The sequence below is a fragment of the Luteolibacter sp. LG18 genome (genome assembly GCF_036322585.1).
Classification (GTDB): Bacteria; Verrucomicrobiota; Verrucomicrobiia; order Verrucomicrobiales; family Akkermansiaceae; genus Luteolibacter.
Genome location: NZ_AP024600.1, coordinates 1996966 through 2014997, shown reverse-complemented (window position 1 = coordinate 2014997; position 18032 = coordinate 1996966). Strand labels below are relative to the sequence as shown.

At 65.3% G+C, this 18032-nt stretch carries 12 protein-coding genes; all 12 read right to left on the bottom strand.

Going from position 1 to position 18032, the window contains the following annotated elements:
* Window positions 1-20: 20 nt before the first annotated feature.
* Entirely contained in the window at window positions 21-1904 is a 1884-nt protein-coding gene (locus llg_RS08405) for an ABC transporter ATP-binding protein (protein WP_338289310.1), read from the bottom strand.
* A 52-nt stretch (window positions 1905-1956) separates the two neighbouring features.
* The gene (locus llg_RS08400) at window positions 1957-5037 is read right to left on the bottom strand and encodes a hypothetical protein (protein ID WP_338289309.1); all 3081 of its coding nucleotides are present in this window, start codon (window positions 5035-5037) and stop codon (window positions 1957-1959) included.
* Between the two features lie 48 nt (window positions 5038-5085).
* Window positions 5086-5796: an RsmE family RNA methyltransferase gene (locus tag llg_RS08395; RefSeq protein ID WP_338289308.1), complete on the bottom strand. Its 711-nt coding sequence runs from the start codon at window positions 5794-5796 to the stop codon at window positions 5086-5088.
* Window positions 5797-5809: 13 nt separating this feature from the next.
* A complete protein-coding gene (gene dnaJ, locus llg_RS08390) occupies window positions 5810-6967 on the bottom strand; it encodes a molecular chaperone DnaJ (protein ID WP_338289307.1) in 1158 nt (385 codons plus the stop codon).
* 21 nt (window positions 6968-6988) lie between these two features.
* Window positions 6989-7540, bottom strand: coding sequence for a nucleotide exchange factor GrpE (grpE, locus tag llg_RS08385; protein WP_338289306.1), 552 nt, complete (start codon window positions 7538-7540; stop codon window positions 6989-6991).
* 111 nt (window positions 7541-7651) lie between these two features.
* Window positions 7652-11092: an autotransporter domain-containing protein gene (locus llg_RS08380; RefSeq protein WP_338289305.1), complete on the bottom strand. Its 3441-nt coding sequence runs from the start codon at window positions 11090-11092 to the stop codon at window positions 7652-7654.
* A 201-nt stretch (window positions 11093-11293) separates the two neighbouring features.
* Window positions 11294-13306, bottom strand: a complete 2013-nt coding sequence (recG, locus tag llg_RS08375) for an ATP-dependent DNA helicase RecG (protein WP_338289304.1) — start codon at window positions 13304-13306, stop codon at window positions 11294-11296.
* A gap of 9 nt (window positions 13307-13315) precedes the next feature.
* Complete coding sequence (locus llg_RS08370; protein WP_338289303.1) at window positions 13316-13624, bottom strand: DUF971 domain-containing protein; 309 nt, start codon at window positions 13622-13624, stop codon at window positions 13316-13318.
* A gap of 17 nt (window positions 13625-13641) precedes the next feature.
* Window positions 13642-14340: a YggS family pyridoxal phosphate-dependent enzyme gene (locus llg_RS08365; RefSeq protein WP_338289302.1), complete on the bottom strand. Its 699-nt coding sequence runs from the start codon at window positions 14338-14340 to the stop codon at window positions 13642-13644.
* Window positions 14341-14344: 4 nt separating this feature from the next.
* A complete protein-coding gene (locus llg_RS08360; RefSeq protein WP_338289301.1) occupies window positions 14345-16600 on the bottom strand; it encodes a carboxy terminal-processing peptidase in 2256 nt (751 codons plus the stop codon).
* A 91-nt stretch (window positions 16601-16691) separates the two neighbouring features.
* Window positions 16692-17402 (bottom strand): PDZ domain-containing protein, encoded by a 711-nt coding sequence (locus tag llg_RS08355; RefSeq protein ID WP_338289300.1) that lies wholly within the window; start codon window positions 17400-17402, stop codon window positions 16692-16694.
* A gap of 52 nt (window positions 17403-17454) precedes the next feature.
* On the bottom strand, window positions 17455-18024 hold the full coding sequence (locus tag llg_RS08350; RefSeq protein ID WP_338289299.1) for a polysaccharide biosynthesis/export family protein: 570 nt from the start codon (window positions 18022-18024) through the stop codon (window positions 17455-17457).
* Window positions 18025-18032: the final 8 nt, after the last annotated feature.

Here is an 18032-nt window from a genome sequence, read left to right as displayed (position 1 = left end):
AAGAATGTCCCTACTCCCAGTCAATGCCGCTGCTGTTCGAGCAGCAGGCGGAAGAGGTCGTGCGACTTCTCCAGCTCGGCGAAGGTGCCATCGCCCACGATCCGGCCGCCGTCGAAAACGAGGATGCGGTCGGCGATGCGGATGGTGCTGAAACGGTGCGCGATGATGAGCGTGGTGCGGCCGCGGGCGAGGTCCGCCAGCTCCTGCTGGATGCGCGCCTCGCTCTCGGAATCGAGCGCACTGGTCGCCTCATCGAGGATCAGCACCGGAGCATTACGCAGGAAGGCACGCGCGATCGAGATGCGCTGCTTCTGGCCGCCGGAGAGCTGCGCGCCACGCTCGCCCACCGGGGTATCGTAGCCCTGCGGCTGCTTGACGATGAAATCATGGGCGTTCGCCTGGCGGGCGGCTTCGAGCACCTGCTCCTTGCTCGCGCCTTCCCGGCCGAGCCGGATGTTCGCCTCGATCGAATCGGAGAACAAAACGGCCTCCTGCGGCACCAGCGTGATGTGGTCGCGCAGGTCCTTCTTCCGCACCTCGCGCAGGTCGGTGCCATCGAGTTGGATGGATCCCGCGAGCGGATCGTAGAAGCGCGGCACCAGGCTGGCGAAGGTGGTCTTGCCCGCGCCGGACGGACCGACGAGCGCCACGATCTGTCCGGCGGGAATCTCGACATTGATGTCCTTCAACGCCGGGGAATCGCCGTAGGAGAACGACACATCGTGGAACGTGATCGCGCCCTTCACATTCGAAATTTTGGCGGGAGCCACCGGGTCCGGCGTGCTTTCCGGGGCATTGAGAATCTCTTCGAGACGGTCGAGCGACACGCCGCCCTGCTTGAGGCGGTTGTGAACCTCGCCGAGCTTCTTCATCGGGTCATAGCACATGTAGAGCGCCGCCACGAGCGGGATGAAGGCCTCCAAGGTGAGGTGCTGGCGCGCGCCATAAAAGAGCGCGATGGACACCACGATGGCGGACACGAACTCGATGGCGGGCGGGGCGAGGAAGCGGTACTTGATGACCTTCAGATGGAGCTTCGTCCAGCGGGCGAGGCCGGAGAGGAAGCGCCCGGCCATCAGATCCTCCAGGTTGAACGCGCGGATCTCACGGGCGGCACCGAGCGTCTCGCTGAGCACGGCGGTGTTGTCCCCCTGGGTATGCTGCATCAATGCCGCGCGACGCATCAGCTTCTTGCCCACGAGACGGATCGGCAGCACACAGATCGGGATGCTGATGAGGCACAGCAGCAGGAAGAACGACTCCTTGCTCTTCCAACTGCTGTAGGCGAGGAAGCCGAGGGCGCTGACCAGCGTGAGCGGTTGTTTCACGATGTCGTTCGCCACCGTGGTGATGACCATGTTCATCATCTGGGTGTCCCCCATCACGCGGCTGATCAGGTCACCGGTCTTCTTGCCGCTGAAGAACCCGAGCGGCAGGCGCTGGAGCTTGTCGAACACCTTCTGCTGGATGTCCTTCAGTACCTCGAGGCCGCACTGGGTGGTCCAGTAGACATTGAGGAAGCCCGCGGCCCCGCGGATCAGGAAGGCGATGGGCATGATGGCACAGGCGGCGATGAGCAGCCAGATGCCCGCGTTCTCCTTGCCGGCGTATTTTTCGAAATCGGCCGCGATTTCCTGCTGTTTTTCGGCGGTCTTCAGCTTCCCCGGAAACGCCTTCTCGATGATCCGGGTGGCCTCCTCCTCGCCATTGGTCTTCGCCAACGCGTCCCGGGCATCCAGCACCGTCTGCGACTGCCCGAAAATCACCGGGAACACGGTGCTGAGCAGGAACGGCATGCCGAAACCGCTGGCGGCCGCGAAGATCACCCCGGCGATCATGGACGCGACAAAGCGGCCTTTGACCCGGCCGAGCAGCGCGAAGTAGGGACGGAAGCGTTCGAACATCGGGCGGGAGCATCGGGGGCACCCGCCCGGGTAACAAGCCGGAATAAACCCCTCAGGATTTGGTGATTTTCCAGCGCAGGAAGCGCCTCTGGGCCGATCCGGTGACGACCGAGGCCTTCAACTGGCCGCCGGTTTTGGTGACCGTCACCCCCGAGGTGGTCCAGTTCACCATATCGAACGAGAACTCGGCTCCATAGGTGATGTCAGCGCGATCCACCGGCAAGGGGCGGGAAATCGTGAACGAGGAATCCCCGGAATCGTAGACCATGGAGTCGGTCGACACGTTCCTCACCAACGGATTGAGGGAAAGGGCATACTCAAGGATATTCGGGATGCCGTCGCCATCCGTATCGGTGGTAAGCGGAACGCCGATCAAGGTGGGGTAGTCGTAGTTCAACCACGCGTTGAATCCGGTCAGGGCCGGGGTATTGGTCGGCACCACGGTGAGGGCCTGGCCCCACACACCCGGCACCGCGCCGTTCATCTCGCGGATCCGCAGGCGATAACTGGCTCCGGCCACGAGGGTTTCCCCGGCCGAGGTCGCGTCCAAGCGGGCCGAAGCGGCCGTTCCCGGCAGGCTGGTCACCGTGATCGGGGACAGCACCGTGGAATTGCTGACCGCCACGTCATCGATCCACACGCCGGAGGTGTCGGCGCGGGAGGTACCGGTGGTGAGGTTGCTGGTCGAAAGGATCGCGGAGCCCACGTCATTCCGGAAGGCGAAGCGAATGCGGATCGTCTGCCCGGCGTAGGACGCGAGAGAAACGGTCCGCGCCGTGAAGGCCGTGTCCGCGGTGTTCACCCCAGTGGAGGCCGCCAGACCGGGCAGATTCCAGACCGACGTCCAGGTAGTGCCGCCATCCGCGGAGATCTCCGCGTGGATGAAGTTTGTCTTGAGCATCGGCCCGCGGCGGCTCTGGAACGTCAGATTGCTCGTCGCGGTGGGGATGATGTTCCGGTCGATCGTGAAGGTGTCCAGGGTGTCGGAGACGGAATCCACGCCGAGACGGAACGCCTTGCTGCCGGTTTTCTTGTTCCGCGAGCTGCGCAGCTCGTAGATGCCCGTGCCATCGATCACCTGCGGGGTCGGGCTGTCTTCCGCCCCTTCCGTCCAAGTGCCGGCACCGATCCGCGCCACCTCGAGCTGGTAGCTGGTGGGCGTATTTTCCGGAGTGAACAGGTAGGTGGCACCGGCCACCGGCGGCGCGGCGGGACCGGTCAAGGGCAGCGGCGGCTGCGGCACCACAGCGGTGTAGGCACCGTAAGCCATCCACCGCCCGCCCATCATCGCGCGGGCGCGCAGCCACCAGGTGTCGCCAGGCACCAGGGTTTCCCCCACGGTGGCGGAACTGAAGGCCACCTGCGTGGCGGGCGAGACCGTGGACAGGGTTCCCCTCTTGTCCGGCCACTTGCAGTTGGTGACGCTGATGTCATCGAGGTAGATGCCAGTGGTCGTTCCCGGCGTGTTGCCCACCGTGTAAATGGTGCCGCCGGTGGCGGGGGTGTAGTACAACCGGAACCGCACCCGCAGGATGCCCGAGGTCGGGAGGTCGAGCGAAGCGCTGGTGAAGGCCGCGTCGAGGTTGTTGGTGCCATTGTATTGAAGCGTGTTGAGCACGCTCCAGGTCACGCCCCCGTCCAGGGACGTCTCGACGTTCATGAACATGTTCGCGGTCATCTGCCCGCGCTTGTAGGCGAAGTTCAGCTTCGCGCCGGAAGCCAGAACGATGTCGCGGTCGATCTCGAAGCTCTGGTCCGGAGCCCCACCCACGACCGGGTCGTAGGACGTGGGAATCGTGAGGCGGAAGGACTTCGCGCCAGTATTGTGATAGGTCGTCGCGATCAGCGGGGCGGCGGCACCATTGGTGGTGCGGTCGATCACCTTCGGCGCGGGCGAGTCCTCCGCCCCCTCCGTCCAGGTGGCCGGCTGGACCTTGAAGCAGCCGACCTCCACTGCGTCCGAAAAATCGGGACGGGCGAAGAAGTAGTTGGTGGATCCCGTGGCCGGTGGCGTGGCCGAGCCCGAAACGATCAGCGAATCCGTGAGCTTCTCCGGATTCATGAGCGTCACCGAGTAGGTGTAGGAGCCCACATGCCCGCTGGGGATGTCGAAGTTGGAGACCTTCACCTTGAAGGTGGTGTCGGAATTGACCGCCTTCACGGCGGCCGCCGCCGGCACCTGCCAGACGATGGAATTGTCCCCGTAGCCGGATGTGATCGAGAACACACCCCAGCCCGCGGCCGGCGCGATTTCCACGTCGTTCGCGTCATACATCTGCACGGTGGTCTGCGCCGTGAAGGTCGCGCCGGGATACGAAAGCGACCAGTAAGGGCTGTTCAGTGGTGCCGGGAAATAGCCAGCGGCCGGATAGGGCACGTAGCGGGCAGCGGCCCCGGTGTCGGACTCCCCCGAAATCTGGGCGACGTAGAGGGTATTGGTGGGGGCCTTCGGACCGCCGGACTGCTCGGTCTTCAGGCCCGGGGTGTCACCGGTGGCGAAATTCGTGGACTGCACGCGGAGCAGCCAGCGGCGGTGGCCGACGGCCGTGTTCCAGGTCGACACACCAGCGGCATCCTCGCGCATGTAGGCATCGATCGCACCCGGGCCGAAGAAGCCATTGGCGAGGTTTCCGTAATGGTTGCCATTCCATGCCACCGCGGACCAACCGGTCAGGTTCGAAGCCGGCGAATGATTCATCGCGCTCGATCCATTCCGCGCGATGAGCATGGCGGAAGCCTGCGCGGCGGTCGACTTGAGCGTGCTCAAGGACGGGGCAGCGGCATCACCGGCGGTGTAGGCGATGGTGGAGGAAGTATTGAGCTGGGCGGAAGCCGGCACCTTGCAGAGGGCGCGCACGAAGTTCACCCGCCTCTCGACATCATCGGAAAAAGCCGCCGCCACCGTCCCGGGAGCGCCGGTGGTGTAGCTACCGGTCCAACCAATGCGGCTTTCATATCCCTCCGACGCCTTGTAGACCGACTGCCAGAACGACACCACGTCGTTGCGCTGGGTGGTGTCCACCGAATAGCCATCCGTGCCGGGGGCCGCGCCATTGCCGGTCCATGCCTGCGCCGCCGGTATCCACCCCAATCCCAGAGCCAATCCGAGCCATCCGCCGCGCACGAAATTCATGCGGGCTTCTAGAAGGTCGCAGCCGCCTAATCAATAGCAGTTAGGCCTTCAGGCAAACTCGTAACGGAGGGCAGATAGTGCAAAAAGCGCCGCCGTCTCCGTCCTCAGCACCGTCGGCCCGAGCGTGACCGGCTTGAAATCGACCCCCAGCGCGGCGGCGGTTTCCTCCGGAGTGAAATCCCCCTCCGGCCCCACCAACGTGGTCACCACCGGCACCTCGCCCGCGCCACGGACCACATGACGCATCTCGCGAGCGCCCGGAGCCAACGAGGCGATCAGGCGCAGCCCCTCCGGCGGAGCCGCCAGCCACTTCATGAAATCCAACGGTTCGGCGACCTCCGGCAGGAAGTCGGTGCCGCACTGCTTGCAGGCTTCCAGCGCCACCCGCCGCCACTTGTCCGCCTTGCCATCGCCTGGCTGGACGATCGTGCGCCGGGTCACCAGCGGCTGGATCGCGGCCACACCGAGCTCAACGGCCTTTTGGACGACGAGGTCCATCGTCTTGCCCTTCGGAATGGCGATCGCCAGCACCATGGCGGGCTGCATCCGCGGCAGGGTCCGGGTTTCACCCAGCGCGAGGCCCACCCGGTCCCGGGCCACCTCACGGACCACGGCCTCGGCGCGGCGGCCACGGCCATCGAACACCGTCACCGTGTCACCGGCGCGGATGCGAAGCACCTGCGAGAGATGCTTCGCCTCGTCTCCGGCCAGCCACGCCTCCTCGTTCCACGAGTCCGGGGAAAGATAGAAGCGCGCCATGGCCGGGGCGGGATCAGAGATCAAAGAAACGCCGGGCCTTCTGGAAGAAGGACTCCTGCATCGGGGAATTCTGCTCGCCGATGGACTCCGAGAATGCGCGCAGCTTGTCCTGCTGCTCGCTGCTCAGTCTCGTCGGCACCTCCACCTGGGCCTTCACGTGGAGATCGCCACGGCGGCCTCCGGAAAGCGCCGGCATCCCCTTGTCGCGGAGCCGGAACACCGTGCCTCCCTGCGTGCCCGCGGGGATCTTGATCGAGGACTGGCCATCGAGCGTCGGAATTCTCAGCTCGCCGCCGAGCGCCGCCGTGCTGAACGGCAGCGGCACCTCGCAGAACAGGTCGGAGCCATCGCGTTCGAAAACGTCGTGATCCTTCACATGGAGGAAGACGTAGAGGTCGCCCCCCGCGCCGCCGCGGACGCCCGCGTCACCGTTGCCGGAGGAACGCAAGCGGGTGCCGGTGTCGACGCCGGCCGGGATGCGGATCTTGATCCGGCTGTCCCGCTGGACACGGCCCTCGCCCTTGCAGGAACCGCAGGGATCGGACACCACCTCGCCCGCGCCACGGCATTCCGGGCAGGTCGATTGCTGGATGAAAATGCCGGCCTGGCGGGCCACCACGCCGCGGCCACCGCAAGTCGTGCACGGGCGGGTGCCGCCGCTGCCCTTCGAACCGGTGGAGTGGCAGGTGTCGCAGCCGTTGAAACGCTCGATCTCCAGCTCCTTCTCGACGCCGCGGGCGGCCTCTTCAAGGGAGATTTCCAGATCGTAGCGCAGGTCGCTGCCGCGCTGCTTGCTGCCCTTCTGGCGGCGGCCACCGCCACCCCCGAAGAACTCCTCGAAGCCGCCACCGAAGGCGGAGCCAAAGACCTGCGAGAACAGGTCCATCGGATCGTGGAAACCACCACCGCCGCCGAAGCCGCCGCCACCAAAACCACCTCCACCGCCGAAGGCGGCATGGCCGTAGCGGTCGTACGCGGCGCGCTTGTCGACATCGCTCAGGGCCTCGTAGGCCTCGCCGAGCTCCTTGAACTTGTCTTCGGCCTCCTTGTCCCCCGGGTTTTTATCCGGGTGGAATTTCACCGCCAGTTTGCGGTAGGCCTTCTTGATCTCCTCCTGCGAGGCATCCCGGGCCACTCCCAGGATCTCGTAATAGTCACGTTTATCGGACATGGTGGACATGGCTGGGGCTCCTCAGGCGCTAGGGGCTTTCGAAACGACGACGCTGGCGGGGCGCAGCAGGCGGTCGCGCAGGCGGAACCCGCGGCGTGTCACACGCAGCACCCGGCCTTCCGGCACCTCCGCGCTTTCCTCCTCGGTGACAGCGTCGTGGAGGTTCGGATCGAAGTCCTTCCCTTCCGCCGGAATTTCCTCCACGCCCTGCGAGGCGAGGAAGTCGGAGAGCTGGCGGCGCACCATGTCCATGCCGATGTAGATCATCGAGCCTTGGTCCTTGGAGGCGGCCATCATGCCCATTTCAAAGTTGTCGATCACCGGCAGCAGCTCCTCCAGCAGGCGCTGGTTGGCGTAGCGGAGGGCGTCCTCGCGCTCGCGGGCGGCGCGCTTGCGGTAGTTCTCCAGGTCGGCGGCGGTGCGGACCGCCACTTCCTTCCACTTCGCGGCTTCCGCCTCGAGCTGCTCCCAGGGATCCAGCTCCGCCGCTTCGGCAGCGACGTCCGGGGTCGCGGCGGGGGCGTCTTCGAGGACCTCCGTTTCGGCTGCGGCCTTGTCGTTGTCGGAATTCATGGCGCTACCTGTATCGACGCCAGCCCCCGCGTCAACCCCCGGGCGGCACTGAAAAAAAGGCCGCCGCCCCTCGCGGGACGGCGGCCGGTGTCACGAATCCAAGAAGTTGGATCAGAAATTGTAGTTCAGACCGATCGAACCGCCGTGGCTATCCAGGCCCTCGCTCTCCGTGGAGATCTCCCCGCGGTAGCCGATGTCCAGGATCAGCGCCGGAGTCAGGCTGATGCCCGTGCCCGCCGTCAGCAAGATCGCCGAATTCAGCTCCGGACCCACCACCGAGAACGGAGCACCGTTCGGCAGGGTGGCCAGCGCGGTGTTCCCGCCGTCCTCGAACTCATGGGCATAGGCTGCCGAGGCGTAGGGACTGAAGCGCCCGCAGGCACCCTTGATCCGGTAGCCGATCAGCCCGCGCAGCGAGTCCACGCTGTAGCTGCTGATGCCGATCGGGAACGGGCCACCGGCGGTGAAGCCGTCCGCATCGATGTTCTGGTACTCCACGCCCGCGAATGGACCGTGTTTGAAGGAACCAGCATCGAAGGTGTAGCCGACGGTCCACAGCGCCTGCACGCTGTTGGCATCGAAGTTGGCGCCGCTGGCTCCCACCAGCACGCCGCCGAGCGAGCGCGAGGCATCGATGCTGTGATTGCCGTAGCCGACGAGCGCGTCCGAGTACCAGCCGGTGGAGCCGCCGAGCGTGGCGTAAATCGCGCCGCGCAGGCTGTCGATATCCGAGCTGCCGCCGGTGTAATCGAGATCGCTCTTCGAGCCATTGAGCAGCGCGCCGATCACGAAGTTCGGCGAAACGCGGTAGTCGATGCCCACGGTGAACGCGGAGACGTTGCCATCGTAATCCGAGAGCGAGGTCGGGCCGCTGTAGTCCTGCCAGTCATAGGACAGGCCGCCCCAGACATTGAACGGACCGCTGGAGGAAACCGACGCCGGAGCCGAGGGAGCCATGCCACCCTTCGCGCTGACCTGGGTGCGATAGAGGCCGCCGCCTTCATCGCTGTCCCGCAGGCCCGCGAGGCGGTCGCCGATCTGGCGGTGCAGCGTGTAATCGCTGTTCACCACGGAGGCGGTGAGGGCCAGGTAGGTGGACGGATCGATCGCGGCGAGGCTGGCCTGCACCGTGGCGAGGTTCGAGTAATCGAGCGCCGCGATGAAGTCCTGCACCAGCGGGTTCGGGGTATTCACCGAGGCGTCCAGGGCCGCGCCGAGCGAGGCCTGGTTCGGAGTGATGCCCGGCAGGCCGGCGAAGTTGTGCTGCACGGTGAGCACGATGTTCGTCCCGCCATCCGCCAGCGCGGCGGTGGTGAAGAAATTCGTGAGCACGGTGGTGGTGGCGTTCGCGCCGCTCTCACTGGCGAAGAACGGGCCGCTGTCCACGATGTTGCCGTTGAACTGCACGCCGAGCGCTCCCATCGTGCCGAAGTTCACGATGCCGGAGGCGCTGTCGACCACCGTGTAGGTGCCGTTGCCGATCGCCTGGTTGATGTTGGTGGCGGCGATGCGGATGTTCGCGCCGTTCACGTTGTAGGTGTTCGCACCGGTCTGGACGATGAGGTCGCTGTTGACACCGTTGTTCACGGCGGTCTGCGGGGCCACGTCCCAGCGGATGAACGATCCCGGGCTGTGGGTCACGTTGCCGGTCAGATTGAGCTGGCCGATCGCGTTGGTCGGCACGGCATCGAGCGTGATCGGCACGCTGCCCGCGCTGAAGCCGCCGGCGGTGAGGGCGATGTTCGCGTCCCAGGTGCCGGTGCCGCCGAGGGCGGAACCGCCGGCGTTGATGGTGGCTTGGGAGGTGGTGTTGCCATCGACCGGGCCGTTGATGTAGAGCCCGCCGCCGGTGATGTTCACGGTGTTGACGTTGGCTCCACCGTTGAGGAAGGCGACGCCGGCATTCGACTTGTTGATGGTCTCGGTGAAGGAAACCAGGCCGGTCACCCGGATCGTCGCGCCGCCGATCGCCGTCTGGCCGTTGATCAGGTTGAGCGTGTCGTTGCCGAGGCCCATGTTGATCGCGCCGTTGACGAGCGAGCTGGAGGCCCCGGAGGTCAGGTTGATGATATCCGCACCGCCGCGGGTGATGATCGCGCCGGTGACCGTGGAACCGGAGTTCAGGTTCAGCGTGTCGATGCCGCTGATCGCGCCATCAATGGCGGTGCCCCCGGTGCCGGTGATGGTGGAGGAGTTTGTCAGCGAGAACGTGCCCCCGCCCGCGAAGGCCTGGATACCCGTGGTGCCGCTGATCGAGCCGGTGTTCGTCACCGTGGAGTTGTCGCTGACGCGCACGCCGTCGCCGGTGCCGCCGGTGATGGTGCCGTTGTTGACGACGGTGGCGGAATCATCGAGCCAGACGCCGGCGACCGTGCCGCTGATCGTGGCCCCGAGGTTGTTCGTCACCGAACCGCTGTCCTGGGCGTGGACCCCGTCGCCGCCGTTGCCGGTGACCGAGCCGCTGTTGTTCAAGATCAGCGAATTCTGGGCGTTGATGCCGCCGACGCTGCCGGTGATCGAGGCCGTGCTATCGTTGATGATGTTCGCGGAATCCAAGGCGAGGATACCGTTGCCACCGTTGCCGGTGATCGTGCCGAGCGAGGTGTTGGTGACTATCAAACCGTTGCCTCCGCTGACGCCGTGGACACTGCCGGTGATCGATCCGCCGGCGATGGGAAGCGAGGTGAGCACATCGTAGGTGGTGAGGGTATTGACGGTCGAACCGTTTCCGGCGACCACGCCGCTGCCGCCGTTGCCGGTGATCGAGCCATAGGTGAGCACGTCCGAGTTGGCACCCACCACGACGCCATTCGCCGCACCGGTGATCGTGGCGCCGAGATAGTTCGTCAGAAGCGCATCCCCGCCCACGTTGACACCGTCGCCGCCGAAACCCGCATTGCCGGTGATCGAGGAGTAGTTGTCGATGAGGGCATTTCCAACCACCACCACCCCGCTGACGCCGGAGATCGTGCCGCGGTTCGTCAGCGAGTTCAGGGCTCCACCGACGCGGATGCCATTGCCAAAGCCATCGGCATTGAAGTCGCCTTGGATGATTCCGCCGAGGTTATTGGTGATCGTCGTGGCATTGCCGGTGACGAAGATGCCGGTGTTGTCACCGCGGATCAGGGAGCTGTTCGTGAGCGTGCCAATGGATCCGGCGGACACGGCCGAGTTACCCGCACCACCGCTGATCGTGCCCGTGTTGATCACATCGATCCCGAAACCGGCCGCGCCGATGCCCCGGCCACCGGAACCCGTGAGCTGGCCGGCATTGTTGATGGTGTAATTGGCGGAAGTCACGACGACCACGTCGCCACCGGCATTGCCTGTCAGGATCGCGCCGTTGGCGACCGTCACCGTGTAAGGCGGAGTGGTGCCTCCGCTCGCGGCGATCGAGTCCGCCGCGGCCAAACCGCCGTTGTAGTTGCCCGGCACGAACACGTTGCCCGGGGTGTCAGGGACGATGATGGCACCATGGAGGATCTGAGCGGATCCAAATACGATGAGCGCAGGGAGCGCGGTTTTCGCCAAACGAAGGAACTTCGGTTTCATGTTTTCTTCAGGGTAAGGGATAGCCCGGCCACCACAGGGCCGCAGGGCCAAGCATGGGAAATGCCGCGATACCCTTTGGGGATAGTTCCTCAAAACGGCATCACAGCATCGTCCATCACCTATCCCAACCCTCACAAAACCAAGCCTCTAAAATGAGACTTTTGACTTATCCACGAGCGGTGGGGGGATAAGCCATACGCCTCAGGCGATCAGGACGGCCAGCTTGACAAACGCACCTTCCAACCGCGGATCCACGTCAATCACCCGCTCCGCCAGCGCCCTGGCCTCCCGGATCAAGGGGATATCCGAAAGGAAATCGACGAACTTCAAATCCGCCATGCCGCTCTGCGCGGTGCCCAGCACATCGCCAGGCCCGCGCAGCCGCAGGTCCGCCTCCGCGATCTCGAATCCATCCGCGGTGCTTTCCAGCACCTTCAATTTCTCCATCGCCTCCGGGCTTTTCCCATCGGTGAGCAACACGCAGTAGCCCTTGTGCCCGCCGCGTCCGATGCGCCCGCGGAGCTGATGAAGCTGCGCCAGCCCGAAACGCTCGGCATGGTGGAGGATCATCACGCTGGCGTTCGGCACGTCGACGCCGACCTCGATCACGGTGGTGGCCACCAGCACGGCGAGTTCGCCATCCCGGAACCGCCGCATGACGGTCTCCTTTTCCTCCGGCGGCAACTTGCCGTGCAGCAGGCCGATCTCGCGGCCGGGCAGGCGCTTCCGCCATTTCTCGAAGGCCTCGGTGGCGGACTCCGCCTTCAAGGTCTCGCTTTCCTCCACCAGCGGATAGACGAGGTAGGCCTGCCGTCCCTCATCGAGCTGGCTTTTGACGAATTTCGTCACGTCCGTCTGCTTCGCCCCGGCACGCAGGGCGGTGACGATCTTACCGCGACCCGGCGGCTTCTCGTCCAGCAGCGAGACATCGAGGTCGCCGTAGATGGTGAGGGTGAGTGTGCGAGGGATCGGCGTGGCGGTCATCACCAGCACATCCGGGATCGAACCCTGGCCGACCAAGCGCCCGCGCTGGGCGACGCCGAACTTGTGCTGCTCATCGATCACCACCAGCCCGAGGTCGTGGAACGCCACCTTGTCATACAGCAGCGCGTGGGTGCCGATCACGATCTGCGGCTCGCCCTCGATCGCGAGGTGCGTCGATTCCTCCTTCGCGGCGGTGAGCAGGGTGATGCGCACGCCCAGCGGCTCCAGCCAGCGCCGGAAGGTGAGGAAATGCTGCTCTGCCAAAATCTGGGTGGGTGCCATCAACGCGGCCTGCGCGCCGGAATCCACCGCCAGTAGCATCGCCGCCATGGCGACGAATGTTTTGCCCGCGCCCACGTCGCCTTGCAGCAGGCGGTTCATCGCGCGCGGCGACCGCAGGTCAGCCACGATCTCCTTGATCGAGCGCTTCTGCGCGCCGGTGAGATCGAAGGGCAGGCTTTCGTAAAAGCGCTTCAGCAGGGTCGTGCGGATGCCTTGCACCCGGCCGGAATGCTCGTCATGGCGCGCCCGACGCCACAGCACGTTGAGCTGGAGCGCGAAGAACTCCTCCAGCGCGAACCGCCGGCGTGCGGCCGCGGTTTCCTCCAGCGAGTCCGGGAAATGCACCTGCCGGAACGCCTCCGCTCGCGGCATCGCCGGATCGACATCGTGGCACCATGCCAGCGAGGCAGCATCCACCTGGTGCAGCATCAGATGGATGATCTCGCGCAGGCGGCGCTGCGGAATGCCAGACACGTTCCGGTAGATCGGCACGATCCGCTCGAGGTGGATCGAAGGCCCCTCGTCCTCCCGCAGGATTTCGAATTCCGGGTGATCGATCACCAGCCGCCCGTTCGAATCCTTCACCTTGCCGTAGACGATCACCGGATGACCGCTGGCGAGCATCTTGTGGATGAACGGCATGTTGAACCAGCGGCAGGTCACCTTGCCCGAGCCGAACAGGCCGCCGGTGCCATCCATCACCACCGCTTCATAAAACCGCCGCCCGCCGAAGCCACGCAGCGAGGCATCCACCACGGTGCCGCGCAGGCACACCGGCACTCCGGACGCCTGAACCGGAAAGGCATCGAAACGCCGCCGGTCCTCATGCCGCTTCGGCAGCCACTCCAGCACCTGCCCCGGCGTCCGCAAGCCCGCCGCGGCCAACGCCGCGACCTCCTTGGTCGGCAGCACCGGCAGCGTGGAAAGGTCGGCGGTGGCGGGGATCATGGAAATCGGTTACTCACCCAGCAACGCCAGACGGCGGAGATACTCGAAGCTATAGAGCCCGGTGGCATGGCCATCCGCCCAGCCAAGCTGGAGCGCGTAGCCGCCCACGGTGTCGATCTTCACCAGTTCGAACGCGCGCGGACCGTGCTCGACCACCGGCTTCACCACCCGTCCGAGGGCATCCGGCTCACCCTGGCAATTCGCACACGGGCAGGCGCGGCGCAGCATCGGCAGCGCGAGGTAGAGCTCCTCCCCATCCGAGAAGGAGATCGCGAGTTCGGTTCCGATGACGGTGGCTTGGGCAAAGGTGGCGGCCATGCGCGGCAGAGCATGAATCATCCCAGCTCGCCGTCCACCCGATAGGCACGCCGGCCGAAAATCGCCGAACCCACCCGCACCAGCGTGGCCCCTTCCTCGATCGCCTCCTCGTAGTCCCCGCTCATGCCCATGCTCAGACCTGCGAGCGGATGGCCGGACGCGGCAGCGAGTTCATCGCGCAGTTTCCTTACTCCCGCGAACCAGCGCCGTGGTTCATCATCGTCCGGCGGAATCACCATCAGCCCTTGGACCTCCAGCGACCGGAGCGTGAGCAGCTCCTCCAGCTCGCGACGCAGCGTGTCCGGTTCGAAGCCGCCTTTCGATGCTTCACCCGCCGGATTCACCTGGAAGAACACCTTCGGCTTCAACCCCAACTCGGACGCCACTTGGTCGGCGTAGGCGGCGAGCCGCAGTGAATCGATCGCGTGGACGGCCTCGAACAAGGGCAGGATCTTCCGGACCTTGTTCCGCTGCACACCGCCGATGAAATGCCAGCGCAGCGTGTCCGGCAGCGCACCGATCTTCGGCTCCGCCTCCTGCCAGCGGCTCTCGCCAAAAAGGGTCTGCCCGGCCGCCGCAGCTTCCGCCACCGCCTCGGCGGGAAAGGTCTTCGACACCGCGATCAACCCCACCTCCGACCGCTCCCGGCACGCCCGACGGCACGCCGCCGCGATGCGGGCCTCCACGGCCGCCAATTGCTCCGCCACCTCCGACATCAGCTCAGCGGGCGTCTCCCGACGGTTTCTTGATCATCCCGGCCATGCGGGCGTTCTCAGTGATGTCGATCAAGTCCTTGAGCACCATCAAGCCCTCGCGCTTCACCGGGTCCATGCCGCTGGGCCAACGCGGGGTGTCATCGAGATCCTCGGTCTTGTCCTTCGCCTTGCGCATGAAGCCCTCGTCCTCCACGGACGGGTCGTAGGCGTGGATGTCCGCGCCCTTCTCGATGTCCTCGAGCGAAAGCTTGTAGAACTTGAAGCGGCCGGAGTCCTCGCCCTGCTGCTTCTTGAAACGGTCCTTGCGCTCCAGATTGCGGGTCTTCTGGGTGGCATCCGCCTCCTCCAGTTCCTTCTTCCGGGTGGCGATGTTCAGCGAGACCTTGTTCTCGGCCATGCGGGTCTTCGCCTTCGTGACGTCTTCCGTGATGTAGGCGAAGTCCTTGCTCGCGGCCACGCGCGCCTTGCTCAGCTCCTGGAGCCGCGGCAGGAACAAATCCGCCTTCGGCAGTTGGTTGAACTCCCCGGCCGGACGGATGCGGTCGTGCGGCATCGCGTGGTCCAGGAACGCCTCGCCGATCTCCACCGCGTCCGCGAGACTCGGCAGCACCACGTCCGAGGCCACCCCTTCGAGCTGGGTGGAGGAACCGGACGGGCGGTAGAACTTCTGGATCGTCACCTTGAGGAAACCCGCGCGATCCCGGGCGGCGAAGAACGGCAGCATCTTGCCGATGTCCATCGGCTGCTGCACGGTGCCCTTTCCGAAGGTGGAGGAATCCCCCACGATCACGGCGCGGTTGTAGTCCTGGAGCGCGCCGGCGAGGATCTCGCTGGCGGAGGCGCTCGCCTTGTCGATGAGCACCACCATCGGGCCCTCGTAGAGCGGCTTGCGGTTGTCCGCGTCCTTCACCTGCACCTGGCCGAGCGTGTTCTTCACCTGCACCACCGGGCCGCGGTTGATGAAGAAGCCGGTCATGCGGCGCACCTCGTCGAGCGAGCCGCCGCCGTCGTTGCGGATGTCGAACACGAGGCCGTCGATCTTCTCCTCGTTGAGGCGCTGGAGGATGCGCTCGACGTCCACCGAGCAGCGCGTGGTGCCCTCGTCGAAATCAGCGTAAAACGATGGCAGGGTAATCCAACCGAGGCGGCGCGGGGTTCCTCCCGGCTGCTTCATTTCGATGATCTCGGCGCTGGCCTGCTCGTCCTTCAGCTCCACCTTGCCGCGGGTGATGGTGACGATCTTCGTCTCGCCGCGGGCACCGCCAGCCGGCTCCACCTTCAGGCGCACCGTGGTGTTCTCCTTGCCACGGATCAGATCGACCACCTTGTCGATCTTCATGAACATGATGTCCGTCATCTCGCCGCCGTTGGCGCTGTCCACCCCCACGATACGGTCGTTGAGCTTGAGGCTCGCCTCGCGGTCGGCCGGGCCGTTCACCACGATGCCGGTGATCTTGGTGGCACCGTCCTCCTCGGCCTGGAGCAGCGCCCCGATGCCGACGAGCTCGTTCTTCATGCCGTCCTTGAACCGGTTCATCTCCCGGAAGCTCATGTAGTCCGTGTGCGGATCATAGGACCGCGCCACCGCGCTGAGGAAATAGTTCGCGATCTCCTCGTCATCCACATCGTCCTTGATGCTGTGAAGGAAACGGTCGTAGCGGAGCTTGATCTTGTCCTTCGGCTCGCGGTCGCCCTTGGTCGGGTCCGGCTTGCCCTGGTCCGCGGCCATTTTCACGAGCATGTCGCGGCGCAGGGTCTCGGCCAGCACCGCCTCGCGGATCTGCTGGCGCCAGATCACCTTCGCCTCGGCCTCATCCTTCGGCCACGGAGCGTCCTTGCGGGAGCGCTGGACGGTCTCATCCTTGCTGAAATCGAAATCCGGACCGGAGAGCATCGTCTTCGCCTCCGCCACCCGGGCCTCCACCCGCGCCTGGAAGGTGTGGTAGATGTCCTGGGCCGGCTTCATGCTCTCGTTCTGGAGCAGCATCGAATGCAGCTTGTCCCCGTAAGCGGCCTTGAAGCGGTCCACATCCTGCTGCGTGAAATAGACGCGGCCATAATCGAGATCCCGCAGGTAGTCGTCCAGGAACTGCTCGCTGAGCTTGGCGTTGAACGGCAGCCGCGAGTAGTGGCTGTTCTGCAACAGGATCGCCATCTGGCGCCCCACTTCGTTGAAATCGGCCTTTTGGGCGCATGCGGTGCTCGACACTGCGGCGGCCAGAACGGCCAGCACCGACCGGCGGATGCGGATGATACTCATGGAAGGGGGCACGATGGACGTGTTTGCGGAGTCCCCCCACCTTGCCACAACCCCGCGTGATGTCGATTTATTAAAAGACCGGGAAGGCGGCTTACTTGCGGGCTTTCCGCTTCTCCAGCCACTCCTTGAAATAGGTGTCCTCCGCCTCCTGCTTCAGCTTGCCAACGTCCGGCACATCCCCGAATGGCAGCATCCGCTCGACCTCCGGCGGGCGGCGGTCGAGCTCGACCACCACGTCTGCGAGCTGGTTGCCACGCAGCGCCTTCAGCGTCACCTTGGTCCCCGGCTTGTGGCCGCGGATCCAGCGTTGGAAATCCGGCACCGCCTCCATGTCCCGCCAAACCCGGTCCCCGGCCCCGACAATCAGCTCGCCCGCCGCGATTCCGGCCTTGGCCGCCGGCCCCCCGGGAATCACGAACGTCACCCGCACCCCGAAGCGCTTGCCCGGATCGCCCGGGACCACCACCGCCACGGCCTGCATCAGGATGCCGACATAGCCCTCCCCTTCCTGCCGGTAGACGTCCAGCACCAGTTCCCGCAGCACGCTGGTGCAGCGCCGCCGGATCTCGGGATCGACCTCACCCAAGGACCGGAGATAAAGCCACTCCAGAGCCGTTTTCGGCGTCTTCCGCCCCCACGCCAGCAGCGCGTCCTGCGCCGTTTGCCGTTCCTTGAAATCCTCCGCACCGAGCTGCTTCAGCACCGCCGGAGGGGGCCCCGTGGCCGCCCGCCCCACCCCGCCCCAGGCCATCGCCAGCAAGAGCGACGGCAGGCACATGCGGCTGGAGCGGTGAAATCGCATGGTCGTACACGAAAAAGGCACCGGCTCATGAGAACCGGTGCCGGAGGGAACCTTACTGGCCCCAGATGTTCTTTTCGGGAACCTCGATCGTGTCGTTCTGCTCGAGGACGAAACGCTTGAACTGGTCCTGCTTCAAATCGAGCTTCCGGACCGTGCCATTCCGGGTCAGCAGCACCCGGTTGATGGCGCCGAACTCATCCGCGCCACCGGCGACCTGGATCGCTTGGTAAATGGTCAGTCCGGGCACGAACTCGACCTGGCCAGTGCGGCGGACATGACCGCCGACGTGCACGACCTGCTTCGCCAGTGTTTCCGCGGACGAGGCGATCACCAGGATGGTCGGGTTCTTGTAGATCTCGGCGGCCTTGTAAGCCGCCTCGATCCGGGTGCCCAGCGATGCCGGGCTGAGGCCCGCGGCCGCCACCTGGCCAATCAGCGGCATGTTCACGGTGCCCCCGTCGGAAACGGGATACTCCCCGCTCACGCGGGCGACCTCCTCCGAGGGTACGCCGCGAATGTCGATCTTGATGGCCTGCCCGGCCTTGATCGTGGTCTGCGCCGCGGCAGACGCCACGAGCCCGAGACCCGCAAGCAGGGTGAAAACGATACTCTTCAAGTTCATGTTTTTAA

What these genes read in the sequence shown, in the direction of transcription:
- llg_RS08355 (WP_338289300.1), bottom strand. Translation starts at nt 17,402, where the DNA reads ATGCGATTTCACCGCTCCAGCCGCATGTGCCTGCCGTCGCTCTTGCTG.
- llg_RS08395 (WP_338289308.1), bottom strand. Translation starts at nt 5,796, where the DNA reads ATGGCGCGCTTCTATCTTTCCCCGGACTCGTGGAACGAGGAGGCGTGG.
- dnaJ (WP_338289307.1), bottom strand. Translation starts at nt 6,967, where the DNA reads ATGTCCGATAAACGTGACTATTACGAGATCCTGGGAGTGGCCCGGGAT.
- llg_RS08360 (WP_338289301.1), bottom strand. Translation starts at nt 16,600, where the DNA reads ATGAGTATCATCCGCATCCGCCGGTCGGTGCTGGCCGTTCTGGCCGCC.
- llg_RS08405 (WP_338289310.1), bottom strand. Translation starts at nt 1,904, where the DNA reads ATGTTCGAACGCTTCCGTCCCTACTTCGCGCTGCTCGGCCGGGTCAAA.
- llg_RS08380 (WP_338289305.1), bottom strand. Translation starts at nt 11,092, where the DNA reads ATGAAACCGAAGTTCCTTCGTTTGGCGAAAACCGCGCTCCCTGCGCTC.
- llg_RS08350 (WP_338289299.1), bottom strand. Translation starts at nt 18,024, where the DNA reads ATGAACTTGAAGAGTATCGTTTTCACCCTGCTTGCGGGTCTCGGGCTC.
- grpE (WP_338289306.1), bottom strand. Translation starts at nt 7,540, where the DNA reads ATGAATTCCGACAACGACAAGGCCGCAGCCGAAACGGAGGTCCTCGAA.
- recG (WP_338289304.1), bottom strand. Translation starts at nt 13,306, where the DNA reads ATGATCCCCGCCACCGCCGACCTTTCCACGCTGCCGGTGCTGCCGACC.
- llg_RS08365 (WP_338289302.1), bottom strand. Translation starts at nt 14,340, where the DNA reads ATGTCGGAGGTGGCGGAGCAATTGGCGGCCGTGGAGGCCCGCATCGCG.
- llg_RS08370 (WP_338289303.1), bottom strand. Translation starts at nt 13,624, where the DNA reads ATGGCCGCCACCTTTGCCCAAGCCACCGTCATCGGAACCGAACTCGCG.
- llg_RS08400 (WP_338289309.1), bottom strand. Translation starts at nt 5,037, where the DNA reads ATGAATTTCGTGCGCGGCGGATGGCTCGGATTGGCTCTGGGATTGGGG.